The organism is Escherichia sp. WS338 (assembly GCF_046486405.1).
Classification (GTDB): domain Bacteria; phylum Pseudomonadota; class Gammaproteobacteria; order Enterobacterales; family Enterobacteriaceae; genus Escherichia; species Escherichia coli.
The window spans coordinates 26,079-41,621 of record NZ_JBJQLL010000019.1 but is presented as its reverse complement, the minus strand read 5'-3'; the positions used below and the strand labels follow the sequence as shown (position 1 = coordinate 41,621).

Sequence of the window (15,543 nt, the reverse complement as noted above, 5' to 3'; positions counted from 1 at the left end):
CGCGCTATTGCCTGGCTACCGCTGAGCTCCAGATTTTGAGGTGAAAACAATGAAAATGAATAAAAGTCTCATCGCCCTCTGTTTATCAGCAGGGTTGCTGGCAAGCGCGCCTGGAATCAGCCTTGCCGATGTTAACTACGTACCGCAAAACACCAGCGACGCGCCAGCCATTCCATCTGCCGCGCTGCAACAACTCACCTGGACACCGGTCGATCAATCTAAAACCCAGACTACTCAACTGTCGACCGGCGGCCAACAACTGAATGTCCCTGGCATCAGTGGTCCGGTTGCTGCGTACAGCGTCCCGGCAAACATTGGTGAACTGACACTGACGCTGACCAGCGAAGTGAACAAACAAACCAGCGTATTTGCGCCGAATGTGCTGATTCTTGATCAGAACATGACCCCATCAGCCTTCTTCCCCAGCAGTTATTTCACCTACCAGGAACCCGGCGTGATGAGTGCAGATCGGCTGGAAGGCGTTATGCGCCTGACACCGGCGTTGGGGCAGCAAAAACTTTATGTTCTGGTCTTTACCACGGAAAAAGATCTCCAGCAGACGACTCAACTGCTCGACCCGGCTAAAGCCTATGCCAAAGGCGTCGGTAACTCGATCCCGGATATTCCTGACCCGGTTGCTCGTCATACCACCGATGGCTTACTGAAACTGAAAGTCAAAACGAACTCCAGTTCCAGCGTGTTGGTCGGGCCTCTATTTGGTTCTTCCGCTCCAGCTCCGGTTACGGTAGGCAACACGGCGGCACCAGCTGTGGCTGCACCCGCTCCGGCACCGGTGAAGAAAAGCGAGCCGATGCTCAACGACACGGAAAGTTATTTTAATACCGCGATCAAAAACGCTGTCGCGAAAGGTGATGTTGATAAGGCGTTAAAACTGCTTGATGAAGCTGAACGCCTGGGGTCAACATCTGCCCGTTCCACCTTTATCAGCAGTGTAAAAGGCAAGGGGTAATTACGCCCCACAGTGCTGATTTTGCAACAACTGGTGCGTCTCCTGGCGCACCTTTTTTTCTCCTCCTGTACTATTGTTGCGTTTTTGTTGCGCATTAGTTCACTTAATTTGCTTTACATCTCCCGTAAATATTTTTCTGCGATACAATGCCTTTACGTTATGTAACGGAGAGTTCGGCATGTCACACCCCGCGTTAACGCAACTGCGTGCGCTGCGCTATTTTACAGAGATCCCTGCCCTGGAGCCGCAACTGCTCGACTGGCTGTTGCTGGAAGATTCCATGACAAAACGTTTTGAACAGCAGGGAAAAACGGTGAGCGTGACGATGATCCGCGAAGGGTTTGTCGAGCAGAATGAAATTCCCGAAGAACTGCCGCTGCTGCCGAAAGAGTCTCGTTACTGGTTACGTGAAATTTTGTTATGTGCCGATGGTGAACCGTGGCTTGCCGGTCGTACCGTCGTTCCTGTGTCAACGTTAAGCGGGCCGGAGCTGGCGTTACAAAAATTGGGTAAAACGCCGTTAGGACGCTATCTGTTCACATCATCGACATTAACCCGGGACTTTATTGAGATAGGCCGTGATGCCGGACTGTGGGGGCGACGTTCCCGCCTGCGATTAAGCGGTAAACCGCTGTTGCTAACCGAACTGTTTTTACCGGCGTCACCGTTGTACTAAGAGGAAAAAAATATGGAGTGGAGTCTGACGCAGAATAAGCTGCTGGCGTTTCATCGCTTAATGCGTACGGATAAGCCAATTGGCGCGTTACTGCTGCTCTGGCCAACATTATGGGCGTTGTGGGTGGCGACACCGGGCGTTCCCCAGCTCTGGATCCTGGCGGTGTTTGTCGCGGGCGTCTGGCTGATGCGCGCTGCTGGTTGCGTGGTGAATGATTATGCTGACCGCAAGTTTGATGGTCATGTTAAGCGCACGGCGAACCGACCACTTCCCAGCGGCGCGGTAACGGAGAAAGAGGCGCGCGCGCTGTTTGTAGTGCTGGTACTGATTTCATTTTTACTGGTGCTGACGCTGAATACGATGACTATTCTGTTGTCGATTGCCGCGCTGGCGCTGGCGTGGGTATACCCGTTTATGAAGCGGTATACCCATCTACCGCAAGTGGTGCTGGGCGCGGCGTTTGGCTGGTCGATTCCAATGGCTTTTGCCGCTGTGAGTGAGTCGGTGCCATTGAGTTGCTGGTTAATGTTCCTCGCCAATATTCTCTGGGCGGTGGCATACGACACGCAGTATGCGATGGTTGACCGTGATGATGATGTGAAGATTGGCATTAAATCCACCGCAATCCTGTTCGGCCAATACGATAAATTGATTATTGGTATTTTGCAGATTGGCGTACTGGCGCTGATGGCGATTATCGGTGAGTTAAATGGCTTAGGCTGGGGATATTACTGGTCAATTCTGGTGGCTGGCGCGCTGTTTGTTTATCAACAAAAACTGATTGCCAACCGCGAGCGTGAAGCCTGCTTTAAAGCATTTATGAATAATAACTATGTTGGTCTGGTACTGTTTTTAGGGCTGGCAATGAGTTACTGGCATTTCTGATGATGTAAAAAAGCCGGATGATCATCCGGCTTCCTTCTGGGTTGCCTGATGCGCTGCGCTTCTCAGGCCTACACAACATATCGCAATTTATTGAATTTGCAGATCATGGTAGGCCGAATAAGGCGTTTGCGCCGCATCCGGCAATTCTCCCTGATTACCCTTCGCCCTGCGTCGCACTCTCAATCGTCAAACGCACGTCTGATGTAATCAACTCCGCCAGCAACTGATACACCTTCATCGTTTCTGCCGGTTCGGCGTCGCCGCTATCGCTGATATACCCTTCATCACGCAGTGTCAGCACCAGAGAACTGAACACCGCCTTGTCGAAGAACTCCGGCGCGTTGATGCCGTGCAGCACGGAGAGACGTTGCGCGACGGTGCGGCTCTCTTTCTCCAGCGTACCGCGGTTGATCGACGGGTTGGCGCTCAACAGCCAGAAGGTAATGGCATAACGTTGCAGCGTTTCGCGCGCGCCTGCGGCCAGCAGCTGTAGCGTGCGAGAATGCGCCGGGTTGATATGCAACTCATCATCTTGCAGGGTAATCAGCCCCTGACGTTGCATCTCATTTGCCAGTGCATCAATAACGTCCGGCAACTCGTCGCGATCCCAGCGCAGGAACAGCTCCGCTTTCAGCATTGGGTAAAGCACATTGACGTGCTCCATCAATACGTCGCGGGAGATGTGGCGATGCTGGGTGACGATTGCCGCCATCAGCGAAGGCAGCACCAACATATGCGCAATGTTGTTGCGATAGTAGGTCATCAGCACCGCTTGCTCGCGCGGCAGAATGATGATGTCGCCGATCGTGTCTTTCTCAACTTCAAACTTGTTCATTTGCAGCGCGTGATCGATAAGCTCGCTGGCGCTGGCTGAAGGAACGGTAGAGTCCGTGGAGTAAGGCACATTGCGCATCAGATCCAGGTAGCAGTTGAGTTGCTCGGTTAACTGCTCGCGGGTGAGTGAGCGCTGACGTGACGCCAGAAGCGCAGTACAGCACAGGTTCATGGCGTTTGCCGCGCCTGCGTTGTTAATGCGTACCATCAGATCGGCAGCAATATTATTGACCGTCGGCGTTAACCAGGCCGGACGCACCGCTTCGATGGGATCGATAGATTCACGCCAGTCTGGTACGTGCTGGTTAAGGTAGGTCATCAACGGCATTGGTTCACCGAAGTTGACGTAACCCTGACCGAGATTACGCAGCTTGCTTAAACCACGCAGCATCTGCGGCAGGCTCTCTTTCTCTTTCGTCGCACCGCGCAGTTCTTTGGCGTAAGTACCCACTTCCATGACGTGCTCATAACCGATATAGATCGGAATCAGCGTAATCGGACGAGTGCCGCCACGCAGCATCGCCTGAATGGTCATCGATAGCGTACCGGTTTTCGGATCCAGCAAACGCCCCGTACGGGAACGACCGCCTTCCACGAAATACTCGACGGAATAACCACGGCTGAACAGTTCGCCGAGATACTCACGGAAAACGGTGGAATAAAGTTTATTGCCTTTAAACGTACGGCGAATAAAGAACGCCCCCAGACGGCGGAAAATCGGCCCGGCCGGCCAGAAGTTCAGGTTGATCCCGGCGGCGATATGCGGCGGCACCAGCCCCTGGTGATACAGCACGTAAGAAAGCAGCAGGTAGTCCATGTGACTGCGGTGGCAAGGCACATACACTAGCTCATGGCCGTCGTGGGCCAGCTGGCGAACGCGCTCGGCGTTATGGACGTTGATACCCTGGTAAAGTCGGTTCCAGGTGAAGCCCAGAATGCGGTCAGTCAGGCGGATCATCTCGTAAGAGAAATTCGCCGCAATCTCTTCCATCAGCGCAATCGCGTTCTGCTGCGCTTTTTCATGGGAGATTTTTTTGCTGCGCGCTTCATCTTCTACCGCTTTCGCAATGGCGCGGGAGGCGAGCAGCTTATTAAACAGATCCTGACGAGCAGGCAGACGTGGACCCACGGCAGCCAGGCGTTGACGGGCAAAGTGCATACGTGCTACGCGCGCCAGTTTCTGAGCGATAGTTTTATCCGTGCCGTGTTCATCCGCCATACGGCGCAGCGAAACTGACGGCGAGAAACGCACAAAACTGTCGCGACCGAGCCACAGTACAGCGAAAAATTTCTGTACGCCGTTAAGCATACGCAGCGGCGGGTTCACTTCGCCTTTTTCACGCCCCGGCGCGCGACCAAACATCACCGATACTGGCACCATCTGCACATCCAGATTTGGGTTGCTGCGGTGCAAATCGAGATAGTCGTGGAACAGCTTAATAGACTCTTCTTTCGGCGTGTAATAGGTGAACACACGCGGCCCGCCGTGAATGAACACATAGCGCGGCAGTAGCGTGCCGTCGATTTCCAGCGGCTCTAACGGGTCAGGCAGGTCATGTGCCAGACACTGGGCGCGCAACGTCAGCAAGTCAGCTTTCGAGTTGTACGGCAAAACGTACATAATTGGACGAGAGGTATCCAGCCCCAGTTCCGGGGCAGGATCCGCCGGAATAGACTTGCTTTTTACCAGGATGCTTAATGGTAAATTCAGTAATTTGTAGTAAATTCGTGGCCAGCCGGACATAAACGATGTAAAGCCTCTGGTTAATAATGCAAATGCGCGGCAAGGATAGCAGAAAGTCATGGGAAATTCTGTGGTATCCGCTCATGTTTCGCGCGGCGTTACGCAAACCCGAATCATCGGATTTAACGGTACACTGATATTGACGCTCATAATGTAAAAAGGTTCTTTCAATGGCCAATAATACCACTGGATTCACCCGAATTATCAAAGCTGCTGGCTATTCCTGGAAAGGTTTACGCGCTGCATGGATCAACGAAGCGGCATTCCGTCAGGAAGGTGTAGCGGTATTGTTAGCGGTGGTTATCGCCTGCTGGCTGGATGTGGACGCGATTACCCGCGTACTGCTTATCAGCTCCGTGATGCTGGTGATGATTGTGGAAATTCTCAATAGCGCCATCGAAGCGGTGGTTGACCGAATTGGCTCTGAATACCATGAGCTTTCCGGACGCGCTAAAGATATGGGATCCGCCGCAGTGCTGATTGCCATTATCGTCGCCGTGATTACCTGGTGCATCCTGTTATGGTCGCATTTTGGATAACCCTTCCAGATTTCGATAAATCTCTGGTTTATTGTGCAGTTTATGGTTCCAAAATCGCCTTTTGCTGTATATACTCACAGCATAACTGTATATACACCCAGGGGGCGGAATGAAAGCGTTAACGGCCAGGCAACAAGAGGTGTTTGATCTCATCCGTGATCACATCAGCCAGACAGGTATGCCGCCGACGCGTGCGGAAATCGCGCAGCGTTTGGGGTTCCGTTCCCCAAACGCGGCTGAAGAACATCTGAAGGCGCTGGCACGCAAAGGCGTTATTGAAATTGTTTCCGGCGCATCACGCGGGATTCGTTTATTGCAGGAAGAGGAAGAAGGGTTGCCGCTGGTAGGTCGTGTGGCTGCCGGTGAACCGCTTCTGGCGCAACAGCATATTGAAGGTCATTATCAGGTCGACCCTTCCTTGTTCAAGCCGAATGCTGATTTCCTGCTGCGTGTCAGCGGGATGTCGATGAAAGATATCGGCATTATGGATGGCGATTTGCTGGCAGTGCATAAAACTCAGGATGTACGTAACGGTCAGGTCGTTGTCGCACGTATTGATGACGAAGTTACCGTTAAGCGCCTGAAAAAACAGGGCAATAAAGTCGAACTGTTGCCAGAAAACAGCGAGTTTAAACCAATTGTCGTTGACCTTCGTCAGCAGAGCTTCACCATTGAAGGGCTGGCGGTTGGGGTTATTCGCAACGGCGACTGGCTGTAACATATCTCTGAGACCGCGATGCCGCCTGGTATCGCGGTTTGTTTTTCATCTCTCTTCATCAGGCTTGTCTGCATGGCATTCCTCACTTCATCTGATAAAGCACTCTGGCATCTCGCCTTACCCATGATTTTCTCCAATATCACCGTTCCGTTGCTGGGACTGGTCGATACGGCGGTAATTGGTCATCTTGATAGTCCGGTTTATTTGGGCGGCGTGGCGGTTGGTGCAACGGCGACCAGCTTTCTCTTTATGTTGTTGCTGTTTTTACGCATGAGCACCACCGGGCTGACTGCGCAGGCTTATGGTGCCAAAAATCCTCAGGCATTAGCCCGTGCGCTGGTGCAACCGTTGCTGTTGGCGTTGGGGGCTGGGGCGTTAATTGCGCTGCTGCGTACGCCGATTATCGATCTGGCGCTGCATATTGTTGGCGGCAGCGAAGCGGTGCTAGAACAGGCGCGGCGCTTTCTTGAAATCCGCTGGTTAAGCGCACCGGCGTCGCTGGCGAATCTGGTATTACTTGGTTGGTTACTCGGCGTGCAATATGCCCGTGCGCCAGTAATTTTGTTAGTGGTCGGCAATATCCTCAACATTGTGCTGGATGTCTGGCTGGTGATGGGGCTGCATATGAACGTGCAGGGCGCGGCGCTGGCGACGGTTATTGCGGAATATGCAACATTGCTGATTGGTCTGCTAATGGTGCGTAAAATCCTCAAACTACGCGGAATCTCCGGCGAAATGCTGAAAACTGCCTGGCGAGGAAATTTCCGTCGCTTGCTGGCGCTTAACCGCGATATCATGCTGCGCTCGCTGTTGTTGCAACTCTGTTTCGGCGCGATCACCGTACTTGGCGCACGACTGGGGAGTGACATTATCGCTGTTAACGCGGTTCTGATGACGCTACTCACCTTTACCGCCTATGCGCTGGATGGTTTTGCCTACGCGGTTGAAGCACATTCCGGTCAGGCATATGGTGCGCGCGACGGTAGCCAGTTGCTGGATGTCTGGCGGGCAGCGTGCCGCCAGTCGGGGATCGTAGCGTTACTGTTTTCGGTGGTTTATTTGCTGGCAGGGGAACACATCATTGCGTTGCTGACGTCGTTAACCCAGATTCAGCAGCTGGCTGACCGCTATCTTATCTGGCAGGTGATTTTGCCGTTGGTCGGCGTCTGGTGTTATCTGCTGGACGGCATGTTTATAGGCGCAACGCGTGCCGCCGAAATGCGTAACAGTATGGCGGTGGCCGCCGCAGGTTTTGCGCTGACGCTCCTTACGCTGCCGTGGCTGGGGAATCATGGTTTGTGGCTGGCGTTAACCGTCTTTCTGGCGTTACGCGGGCTTTCTCTGGCGGCTATCTGGCGGCGTCACTGGCGTAACGATACCTGGTTTGTCGCAACGTGACGGTTAAAAATTCTGAATAAATAATCCTAAGCCAAATTGCTGACTACACTTAATCTCACGTTCAGAAGAAAAGTGAACGTACTCTCATTCACAACCTAACGATGAGGTCTTGATTATGAATAAAGATGAAGCCGGCGGTAACTGGAAACAGTTTAAAGGTAAAGTGAAAGAGCAATGGGGCAAACTGACCGATGATGATATGACGATCATTGAAGGAAAACGTGATCAGTTAGTGGGTAAAATCCAGGAACGCTACGGTTATCAGAAAGATCAGGCAGAAAAAGAGGTTGATAGTTGGGAAAAACGCCATGATTACCGCTGGTAATTAATCCCTCCTGCCCGACATGTACAAGGATGTACACCCTTTTAGCGAGGTTTCTTTTTCACCTGAATAGAGTGGTCATGATGGCACTGTTCAGGATGACGACACGCTTCTACTTCTACACATGCTGAACATAATCCATGTGCTTCAATAACATTATGCCGCAGGGCAAAACCCATTTTTGCCGCCAGCGTATGCATGATGTCTTCCACGCCTTCAGCACATTCTTCTTTCACCGCGCCGCAGCGATCGCAAATAAACATGGCTGAAGTATGGGTGGGCTGATCGAACAGATGACAGAGCACATAACTGTTGGTGGATTCCACCTTATGCACAAAACCTTGTTCAAGCAGAAACTCCAGCGCGCGATAAACCGTTGGCGGCTTGGCTTGCGGTTCAGCTTCGCGCAGCAAATCAAGCAGATCATAAGCGCTGATAGCGCCATCCTGCAGACTCATCAGGCGCAACACTTCGAGGCGCTGTGGGGTCAGGCGCACATTACGCTGTGCGCAGATTTTTTCAGCCTGCGCTAATAACTCCTGCGTTGTGGTCTTTTCCATTGGGCACCTCGACAGTGGGGTTAAGAATGTCCTTACTTTACCATAGTTCTCGCTTAAACGCCGAGAACAGGGTGTCATGGCTGTCACATTGCCTGATCGCATATTCGTTATGCTATAGTAGCGCCCCCAATTTACCAGATGCTTAAAAAGTCGCCATGCCAGCAGAATCACACACTGTTTATCCCGCTTACCGTTTCTCGATTGCCCCGATGCTTGACTGGACGGACAGACATTGCCGTTATTTCCTGCGTCTGCTTTCCCGCAATACGTTGCTGTATACCGAAATGGTGACCACAGGGGCGATTATTCACGGTAAAGGTGATTACCTGGCGTACAGTGAAGAAGAACATCCGGTAGCGTTGCAACTCGGGGGTAGCGATCCGGCGGCGCTGGCACAGTGTGCGAAGCTGGCAGAAGCGCGTGGATACGATGAGATCAACCTGAATGTCGGCTGCCCGTCTGACCGGGTGCAGAACGGCATGTTTGGTGCGTGTCTGATGGGTAATGCGCAGCTGGTTGCCGACTGCGTGAAAGCGATGCGCGATGTGGTGTCGATTCCGGTGACGGTGAAGACGCGTATTGGCATCGATGATCAGGACAGCTATGAATTTCTCTGCGATTTCATCAACACCGTTTCCGGCAAAGGTGAGTGTGAGATGTTCATCATCCACGCACGTAAAGCCTGGCTTTCTGGGTTAAGTCCGAAAGAAAACCGTGAGATCCCGCCGCTCGATTATCCGCGTGTGTATCAACTGAAGCGTGACTTTCCGCATCTGACGATGTCGATTAACGGTGGTATCAAGTCGCTGGAAGAAGCTAAAGCGCATTTGCAACATATGGATGGCGTGATGGTCGGGCGCGAGGCGTATCAGAATCCGGGTATTCTGGCGGCGGTAGACCGAGAGATTTTTGGTTCCTCGGATATTGATGCCGATCCGGTGGCGGTAGTGCGCGCCATGTATCCGTACATTGAGCGTGAACTCAGCCAGGGTACGTATCTCGGCCATATTACCCGGCATATGCTGGGCTTGTTCCAGGGTATTCCTGGCGCGCGGCAGTGGCGGCGTTATTTAAGTGAAAATGCCCATAAAGCGGGTGCAGACATTAATGTGCTGGAACACGCGCTCAAACTGGTGGCGGATAAGCGTTAACTTTTCACCAAAAAGTAGTCAAATTCACCACGCCCTGCGCACCGTCGCGGGGCGTTTTGCTGTTAAATCAATAGATTATTTTTGGCATGATTCTTGTAATGCCTGCAAGAGATTTCATATTTGGGAGAGCATCATGCTGGAACTACTTTTTGTGATTGGCTTTTTTGTCATGCTGATGGTCACCGGCGTTTCGTTGCTGGGCATTATCGCTGCGCTGGTTGTGGCGACGGCCATTATGTTCCTCGGCGGTATGCTGGCATTGATGATTAAGTTGCTGCCGTGGCTGTTATTGGCGATTGCGGTAGTGTGGGTTATTAAGGTGATTAAAGCACCAAAAGTGCCGAAATATCAGCGCTATGACCGTTGGCGTTACTAAGGGATTGTGCGGACGATCACAACCTAAGGTTTTATCCTTAGAACAAAATAGGAATTGATAATCAAATCTGTCACTATTGCGCCTCTAACAGATTCATCGTGCTGTACCCTACATACAGCCGAACTATAAAAAGAAAGGGCTTCCCAGGTGGAAGCCCTATTTCTTTTATGGAATCAACAGGCTGGAACCTTGCGTCGCCCGGCTTTCCAGAATCTCATGCGCACGCTGCGCATCCTTCAGCGGATATTTCTGCTGCTCGGCGACATCGACCTTAATCACACCGCTGGCAATCAAAGAGAACAGTTCATTACTGGCCTCGGTTAATTCCTCCCGCGTGGTGATATAGCCTTGCAGGGAAGGGCGTGTCACATACAACGAGCCTTTCTGATTGAGAATGCCTAAGTTCACACCGGTAACCGCACCTGATGAGTTGCCAAAACTCACCATTAAGCCGCGGCGTTGCAGGCAATCCAGCGACCGTTCCCAGGTGTCTCTGCCCACGGAATCGTACACCACGCGCACTTTCTTGCCACCGGTGATCTCTTTTAACCGCTCGACCAGATTCTCTTCACGATAGTTAATAACCTGCCACGCGCCCGCTTTTAGCGCACTCTGCGCTTTTTGCGCGGTTCCTACGGTGCCGATAAGTTTCGCGCCAAGGGCTTTTGCCCACTGGCAGGCAATCAAGCCAACGCCGCCAGCCGCTGCGTGGAACAGGAACTGCTCATCGGGTTTAATTTCATAGGTTTTGCGCAGCAGATAATAAACCGTTAAGCCTTTCAGGAAGGATGCCGCAGCTTGCTCAAAAGAAATTGCCGCAGGCAGAATCGCCGCTTTATCCGCATTAATGTTATGCACAGAGCTGTAAGCGCCTAATGCCGATTGTGCATAGACTACGCGATCGCCTGCCTTAATATGCTTTACACCACTGCCGACTTTACTCACGATGCCTGCCGCTTCGGTGCCTAATCCGCTGGGTAGCGATGGCGGCGGGTAAAGGCCGCTGCGGATATACGTGTCGATAAAATTGATGCCGATGGCTTTATTTTCGACCTGGATTTCATTCTCCGCCGGATCGGCAGGAGTGAACTCTACGGCTTGAAGTACTTCCGGGCCACCGTGCTTGTGAAATTCAATTCGTGTTGCCATGTGTCCTCCAGAACGTATCGTCAGGGTCTGCTTCATATGGTAAAGTTTCGACCCATTCTTTATCTCGGTAACTCCATTCACTATGGCAGGAAATAAACCCTTCAACAAACAGCAGGCTGAACCCCGCGAACGCGATCCACAAGTTGCCGGGCTGAAAGTGCCTCCGCACTCGATCGAAGCGGAGCAGTCGGTGTTGGGCGGTTTAATGCTGGATAACGAACGCTGGGATGATGTAGCTGAGCGTGTGGTGGCAGATGATTTTTACACCCGCCCACACCGTCATATCTTTACTGAAATGGCGCGTTTGCAGGAAAGCGGTAGTCCTATCGATCTGATTACCCTTGCGGAATCGCTGGAACGCCAGGGGCAACTCGATAGCGTCGGTGGTTTTGCTTATCTGGCAGAGCTGTCAAAAAATACGCCAAGTGCGGCGAACATCAGTGCATATGCGGATATCGTGCGCGAACGTGCCGTTGTTCGTGAGATGATCTCCGTTGCTAACGAGATTGCCGAAGCTGGTTTTGATCCACAAGGGCGTACCAGTGAAGATCTGCTCGACCTTGCTGAATCCCGCGTCTTTAAAATTGCCGAAAGTCGTGCAAACAAAGACGAAGGGCCGAAGAACATCGCCGATGTGCTCGACGCAACCGTGGCGCGTATTGAGCAGTTGTTTCAGCAGCCACACGATGGCGTTACCGGGGTAAATACCGGTTATGACGATCTCAACAAAAAAACCGCTGGCTTGCAGCCGTCGGATTTGATCATCGTTGCCGCGCGTCCGTCGATGGGTAAAACGACATTTGCGATGAACCTCGTCGAAAACGCGGCGATGTTGCAGGATAAACCGGTGCTTATCTTCTCGCTGGAGATGCCATCAGAACAGATCATGATGCGTTCTCTGGCGTCGCTGTCGCGCGTTGACCAGACTAAAATCCGTACCGGTCAGCTCGATGATGAAGACTGGGCACGCATTTCCGGCACCATGGGTATTTTGCTCGAAAAACGTAATATCTATATCGATGATTCCTCCGGCTTGACGCCAACGGAAGTGCGTTCCCGCGCACGCCGTATTGCCCGTGAACACGGCGGCATCGGGCTTATCATGATCGACTACCTGCAACTGATGCGCGTACCGGCGCTTTCCGATAACCGTACGCTGGAAATTGCAGAAATCTCCCGCTCGCTGAAAGCACTGGCGAAAGAACTGAACGTGCCGGTGGTGGCGCTGTCCCAGTTGAACCGTTCTCTGGAACAACGTGCCGACAAACGCCCGGTCAACTCCGACCTGCGTGAATCTGGCTCTATCGAGCAGGATGCGGACTTGATCATGTTTATCTATCGTGATGAGGTGTATCACGAAAACAGTGATTTAAAAGGCATCGCGGAAATTATTATCGGTAAACAACGTAACGGCCCAATCGGGACGGTACGCCTGACCTTTAACGGTCAATGGTCGCGCTTCGACAACTATGCGGGGCCGCAGTACGACGACGAATAATAATTATTTTATGAATTAGGTAATTAAAGCAAACACTTATCAAGGAACACAAATGCAAGCGGCAACTGTTGTGATTAACCGCCGCGCTCTGCGACACAACCTGCAACGTCTTCGTGAACTGGCGCCTGCCAGTAAAATGGTTGCGGTGGTGAAAGCGAACGCTTATGGTCACGGTCTTCTTGAGACCGCGCGAACGCTCCCCGATGCTGACGCCTTTGGCGTAGCCCGTCTCGAAGAAGCTCTGCGACTGCGTGCGGGGGGAATCACCAAACCTGTACTGTTACTCGAAGGCTTTTTTGATGCCAGAGATCTGCCGACGATTTCTGCGCAACATTTTCATACCGCCGTGCATAACGAAGAACAGCTGGCTGCGCTGGAAGAGGCTAGCCTGGACGAGCCGGTTACCGTCTGGATGAAACTCGATACCGGTATGCACCGTCTGGGCGTAAGGCCGGAACAGGCTGAGGCGTTTTATCATCGCCTGACCCAGTGCAAAAACGTTCGTCAGCCGGTGAATATCGTCAGCCATTTTGCGCGCGCGGATGAACCAAAATGCGGCGCAACCGAGAAACAACTCGCTATCTTTAATACCTTTTGTGAAGGCAAACCAGGTCAACGTTCCATTGCCGCGTCGGGTGGCATTCTGCTGTGGCCACAGTCGCATTTTGACTGGGTGCGCCCGGGCATCATTCTTTATGGCGTCTCGCCGCTGGAAGATCGTTCCACCGGTGCCGATTTTGGCTGTCAGCCGGTAATGTCATTGACCTCCAGCCTGATTGCTGTGCGTGAGCATAAAGCCGGAGAGCCTGTCGGTTATGGTGGAACCTGGGTAAGCGAACGTGATACCCGCCTTGGCGTAGTCGCGATGGGCTATGGCGATGGTTATCCGCGCGCCGCGCCGTCCGGTACGCCAGTGCTGGTGAACGGTCGCGAAGTGCCGATTGTCGGGCGCGTCGCGATGGATATGATCTGCGTAGACTTAGGTCCACAGGCGCAGGACAAAGCCGGGGACCCGGTCATTTTATGGGGCGAAGGTTTGCCCGTAGAACGTATCGCTGAAATGACAAAAGTGAGCGCTTACGAACTTATTACGCGCCTGACTTCAAGGGGCGCGATGAAATACGTGGATTAATCGTTCTGTAATATTTGATTGTCTGTGCCGGATGCGGCGTGAATGCCTTATCCGGCCAATAAAATCCTACCAATTCAATAAGTTGATATTCTTTCATGCTCTTATGAAGGCCGTGCCTCTGGCGGATGTACGTTTGTCATGAGTCTCACTCTGTTGCTAATTGCCGTTCGCCCCTGAACATCCACTCGATCTTCGCCTTCTTCCGGTTTATTGTGTTTTAACCACCTGCCCGTAAACCTGGAGAACCATCGCGTGTTTCAAAAAGTTGACGCCTACGCTGGCGACCCGATTCTTACGCTTATGGAGCGTTTTAAAGAAGACCCTCGCAGCGACAAAGTGAATTTAAGTATCGGTCTGTACTACAACGAAGACGGAATTATTCCACAACTGAAAGCCGTGGCGGATGCGGAAGCGCGCCTGAATGCGCAGCCTCATGGCGCTTCGCTTTATTTACCGATGGAAGGGCTTAACAGCTATCGCCATGCTATTGCGCCGCTGCTGTTTGGTGCCGACCATCCGGTACTGCAACAACAGCGCGTAGCAACCATTCAAACCCTTGGCGGCTCAGGGGCATTGAAAGTGGGCGCGGATTTCCTGAAACGCTACTTCCCGGAATCAGGCGTCTGGGTCAGCGATCCTACATGGGAAAACCACGTAGCAATATTCGCCGGGGCTGGATTCGAAGTAAGTACTTACCCCTGGTATGACGAAGCGACTAACGGCGTGCGCTTTAATGACCTGTTGGTGACGCTGAAAACATTACCTGCCCGCAGTATTGTGTTGCTGCATCCATGTTGCCACAACCCAACGGGTGCCGATCTCACTAATGACCAATGGGATGCGGTGATTGAAATTCTCAAAGCCCGCGAGCTTATCCCATTTCTTGATATTGCCTATCAAGGATTTGGTGCCGGTATGGAAGAGGATGCCTACGCCATTCGCGCCATTGCCAGCGCTGGATTACCCGCTCTGGTGAGCAATTCGTTCTCGAAAATTTTCTCCCTTTACGGCGAGCGCGTCGGCGGACTTTCTGTTCTGTGTGAAGATGCCGAAGCCGCAGGCCGCGTACTGGGGCAATTGAAAGCAACAGTTCGCCGCAACTACTCCAGCCCGCCGAATTTTGGTGCGCAGGTGGTGGCTGCGGTGCTGAATGACGAGGCATTGAAAGCCAGCTGGCTGGCGGAAGTAGAAGAGATGCGTACTCGCATTCTGGCGATGCGTCAGGAACTGGTGAAGGTATTGAGCACAGAGATACCAGAACGCAATTTCGATTATCTGCTTAATCAGCGCGGTATGTTCAGTTATACCGGTTTAAGTGCCGCTCAGGTTGACCGACTACGTGAAGAATTTGGTGTCTATCTCATCGCCAGCGGTCGCATGTGTGTCGCTGGGTTAAATACGGCAAATGTACAACGTGTGGCAAAGGCGTTTGCTGCGGTGATGTAATGCAGGAAAGCAGGCTGGAGTTACCCAGCCTGCAGTGAAATTAAACTGTCGTCGCTTTCACTCTTGCTTTATAGATGATTTTTTTGATGCCATCGTTCTACGTGAGAGGTAATAAAAGGTTGTTAGTTCTAACTTGTTAAGTTTA

15 protein-coding genes are annotated in these 15,543 nt (G+C 52.2%); 12 read left to right on the top strand and 3 right to left on the bottom strand.

Annotation, left to right across the window (positions count from 1 at the left end; genetic code table 11):
- Window positions 1-49: 49 nt before the first annotated feature.
- The 3 genes from malM to ubiA all read left to right on the top strand — a co-directional run bounded on the left by malM (window position 50) and on the right by ubiA (window position 2,531).
- Window positions 50-970 carry a maltose operon protein MalM gene (malM, locus tag ACJHWT_RS16920; RefSeq protein ID WP_001298285.1) on the top strand — a complete coding sequence of 307 codons (921 nt, stop codon included), beginning with the start codon at window positions 50-52 and terminating at the stop codon, window positions 968-970.
- 178 nt (window positions 971-1,148) lie between these two features.
- Window positions 1,149-1,646 (top strand): chorismate lyase, encoded by a 498-nt coding sequence (gene ubiC / locus ACJHWT_RS16915; RefSeq protein WP_000019227.1) that lies wholly within the window; start codon window positions 1,149-1,151, stop codon window positions 1,644-1,646.
- A 12-nt stretch (window positions 1,647-1,658) separates the two neighbouring features.
- Window positions 1,659-2,531 (top strand): 4-hydroxybenzoate octaprenyltransferase, encoded by an 873-nt coding sequence (ubiA, locus tag ACJHWT_RS16910; protein ID WP_000455227.1) that lies wholly within the window; start codon window positions 1,659-1,661, stop codon window positions 2,529-2,531.
- Between the two features lie 154 nt (window positions 2,532-2,685).
- On the opposite strand, the gene plsB is transcribed toward ubiA, so the two are convergent.
- Window positions 2,686-5,109 carry a glycerol-3-phosphate 1-O-acyltransferase PlsB gene (plsB, locus tag ACJHWT_RS16905; protein WP_000017354.1) on the bottom strand — a complete coding sequence of 808 codons (2,424 nt, stop codon included), beginning with the start codon at window positions 5,107-5,109 and terminating at the stop codon, window positions 2,686-2,688.
- Window positions 5,110-5,279: 170 nt separating this feature from the next.
- Between plsB and dgkA the strand changes: the two genes are divergently transcribed.
- The 4 genes from dgkA (at window position 5,280) to ACJHWT_RS16885 (ending at window position 8,089) form a co-directional block, all read left to right on the top strand.
- The gene (gene dgkA / locus ACJHWT_RS16900) at window positions 5,280-5,648 is read left to right on the top strand and encodes a diacylglycerol kinase (protein ID WP_000002907.1); all 369 of its coding nucleotides are present in this window, start codon (window positions 5,280-5,282) and stop codon (window positions 5,646-5,648) included.
- Between the two features lie 109 nt (window positions 5,649-5,757).
- Window positions 5,758-6,366: a transcriptional repressor LexA gene (lexA, locus tag ACJHWT_RS16895; RefSeq protein WP_000646078.1), complete on the top strand. Its 609-nt coding sequence runs from the start codon at window positions 5,758-5,760 to the stop codon at window positions 6,364-6,366.
- A gap of 72 nt (window positions 6,367-6,438) precedes the next feature.
- A complete protein-coding gene (dinF, locus tag ACJHWT_RS16890; protein WP_001318177.1) occupies window positions 6,439-7,764 on the top strand; it encodes an MATE family efflux transporter DinF in 1,326 nt (441 codons plus the stop codon).
- 115 nt (window positions 7,765-7,879) lie between these two features.
- Window positions 7,880-8,089 carry a CsbD family protein gene (locus ACJHWT_RS16885; RefSeq protein ID WP_001296638.1) on the top strand — a complete coding sequence of 70 codons (210 nt, stop codon included), beginning with the start codon at window positions 7,880-7,882 and terminating at the stop codon, window positions 8,087-8,089.
- Window positions 8,090-8,130: 41 nt separating this feature from the next.
- Here ACJHWT_RS16885 and zur read toward each other — a convergent pair whose 3' ends face one another.
- A complete protein-coding gene (gene zur / locus ACJHWT_RS16880) occupies window positions 8,131-8,646 on the bottom strand; it encodes a zinc uptake transcriptional repressor Zur (protein WP_000416264.1) in 516 nt (171 codons plus the stop codon).
- Window positions 8,647-8,801: 155 nt separating this feature from the next.
- Here zur and dusA point away from each other — a divergent pair, with 155 nt between their 5' ends.
- Together dusA and pspG are read left to right on the top strand one after the other, a co-directional pair.
- Window positions 8,802-9,797: a tRNA dihydrouridine(20/20a) synthase DusA gene (dusA, locus tag ACJHWT_RS16875; protein ID WP_001110629.1), complete on the top strand. Its 996-nt coding sequence runs from the start codon at window positions 8,802-8,804 to the stop codon at window positions 9,795-9,797.
- Between the two features lie 133 nt (window positions 9,798-9,930).
- Window positions 9,931-10,173 carry an envelope stress response protein PspG gene (gene pspG, locus ACJHWT_RS16870; RefSeq protein WP_000891406.1) on the top strand — a complete coding sequence of 81 codons (243 nt, stop codon included), beginning with the start codon at window positions 9,931-9,933 and terminating at the stop codon, window positions 10,171-10,173.
- Between the two features lie 165 nt (window positions 10,174-10,338).
- Here pspG and ACJHWT_RS16865 read toward each other — a convergent pair whose 3' ends face one another.
- Window positions 10,339-11,322 carry a quinone oxidoreductase gene (locus tag ACJHWT_RS16865; RefSeq protein ID WP_000235522.1) on the bottom strand — a complete coding sequence of 328 codons (984 nt, stop codon included), beginning with the start codon at window positions 11,320-11,322 and terminating at the stop codon, window positions 10,339-10,341.
- 82 nt (window positions 11,323-11,404) lie between these two features.
- Here ACJHWT_RS16865 and dnaB point away from each other — a divergent pair, with 82 nt between their 5' ends.
- The 3 genes from dnaB (at window position 11,405) to tyrB (ending at window position 15,398) form a co-directional block, all read left to right on the top strand.
- Window positions 11,405-12,820, top strand: coding sequence for a replicative DNA helicase (gene dnaB / locus ACJHWT_RS16860; RefSeq protein WP_000918363.1), 1,416 nt, complete (start codon window positions 11,405-11,407; stop codon window positions 12,818-12,820).
- Window positions 12,821-12,872: 52 nt separating this feature from the next.
- Window positions 12,873-13,952, top strand: a complete 1,080-nt coding sequence (gene alr, locus ACJHWT_RS16855) for an alanine racemase (RefSeq protein ID WP_039060530.1) — start codon at window positions 12,873-12,875, stop codon at window positions 13,950-13,952.
- Window positions 13,953-14,204: 252 nt separating this feature from the next.
- Window positions 14,205-15,398 (top strand): aromatic amino acid transaminase, encoded by a 1,194-nt coding sequence (gene tyrB / locus ACJHWT_RS16850; RefSeq protein WP_001696415.1) that lies wholly within the window; start codon window positions 14,205-14,207, stop codon window positions 15,396-15,398.
- Window positions 15,399-15,543 lie beyond the last annotated feature (145 nt).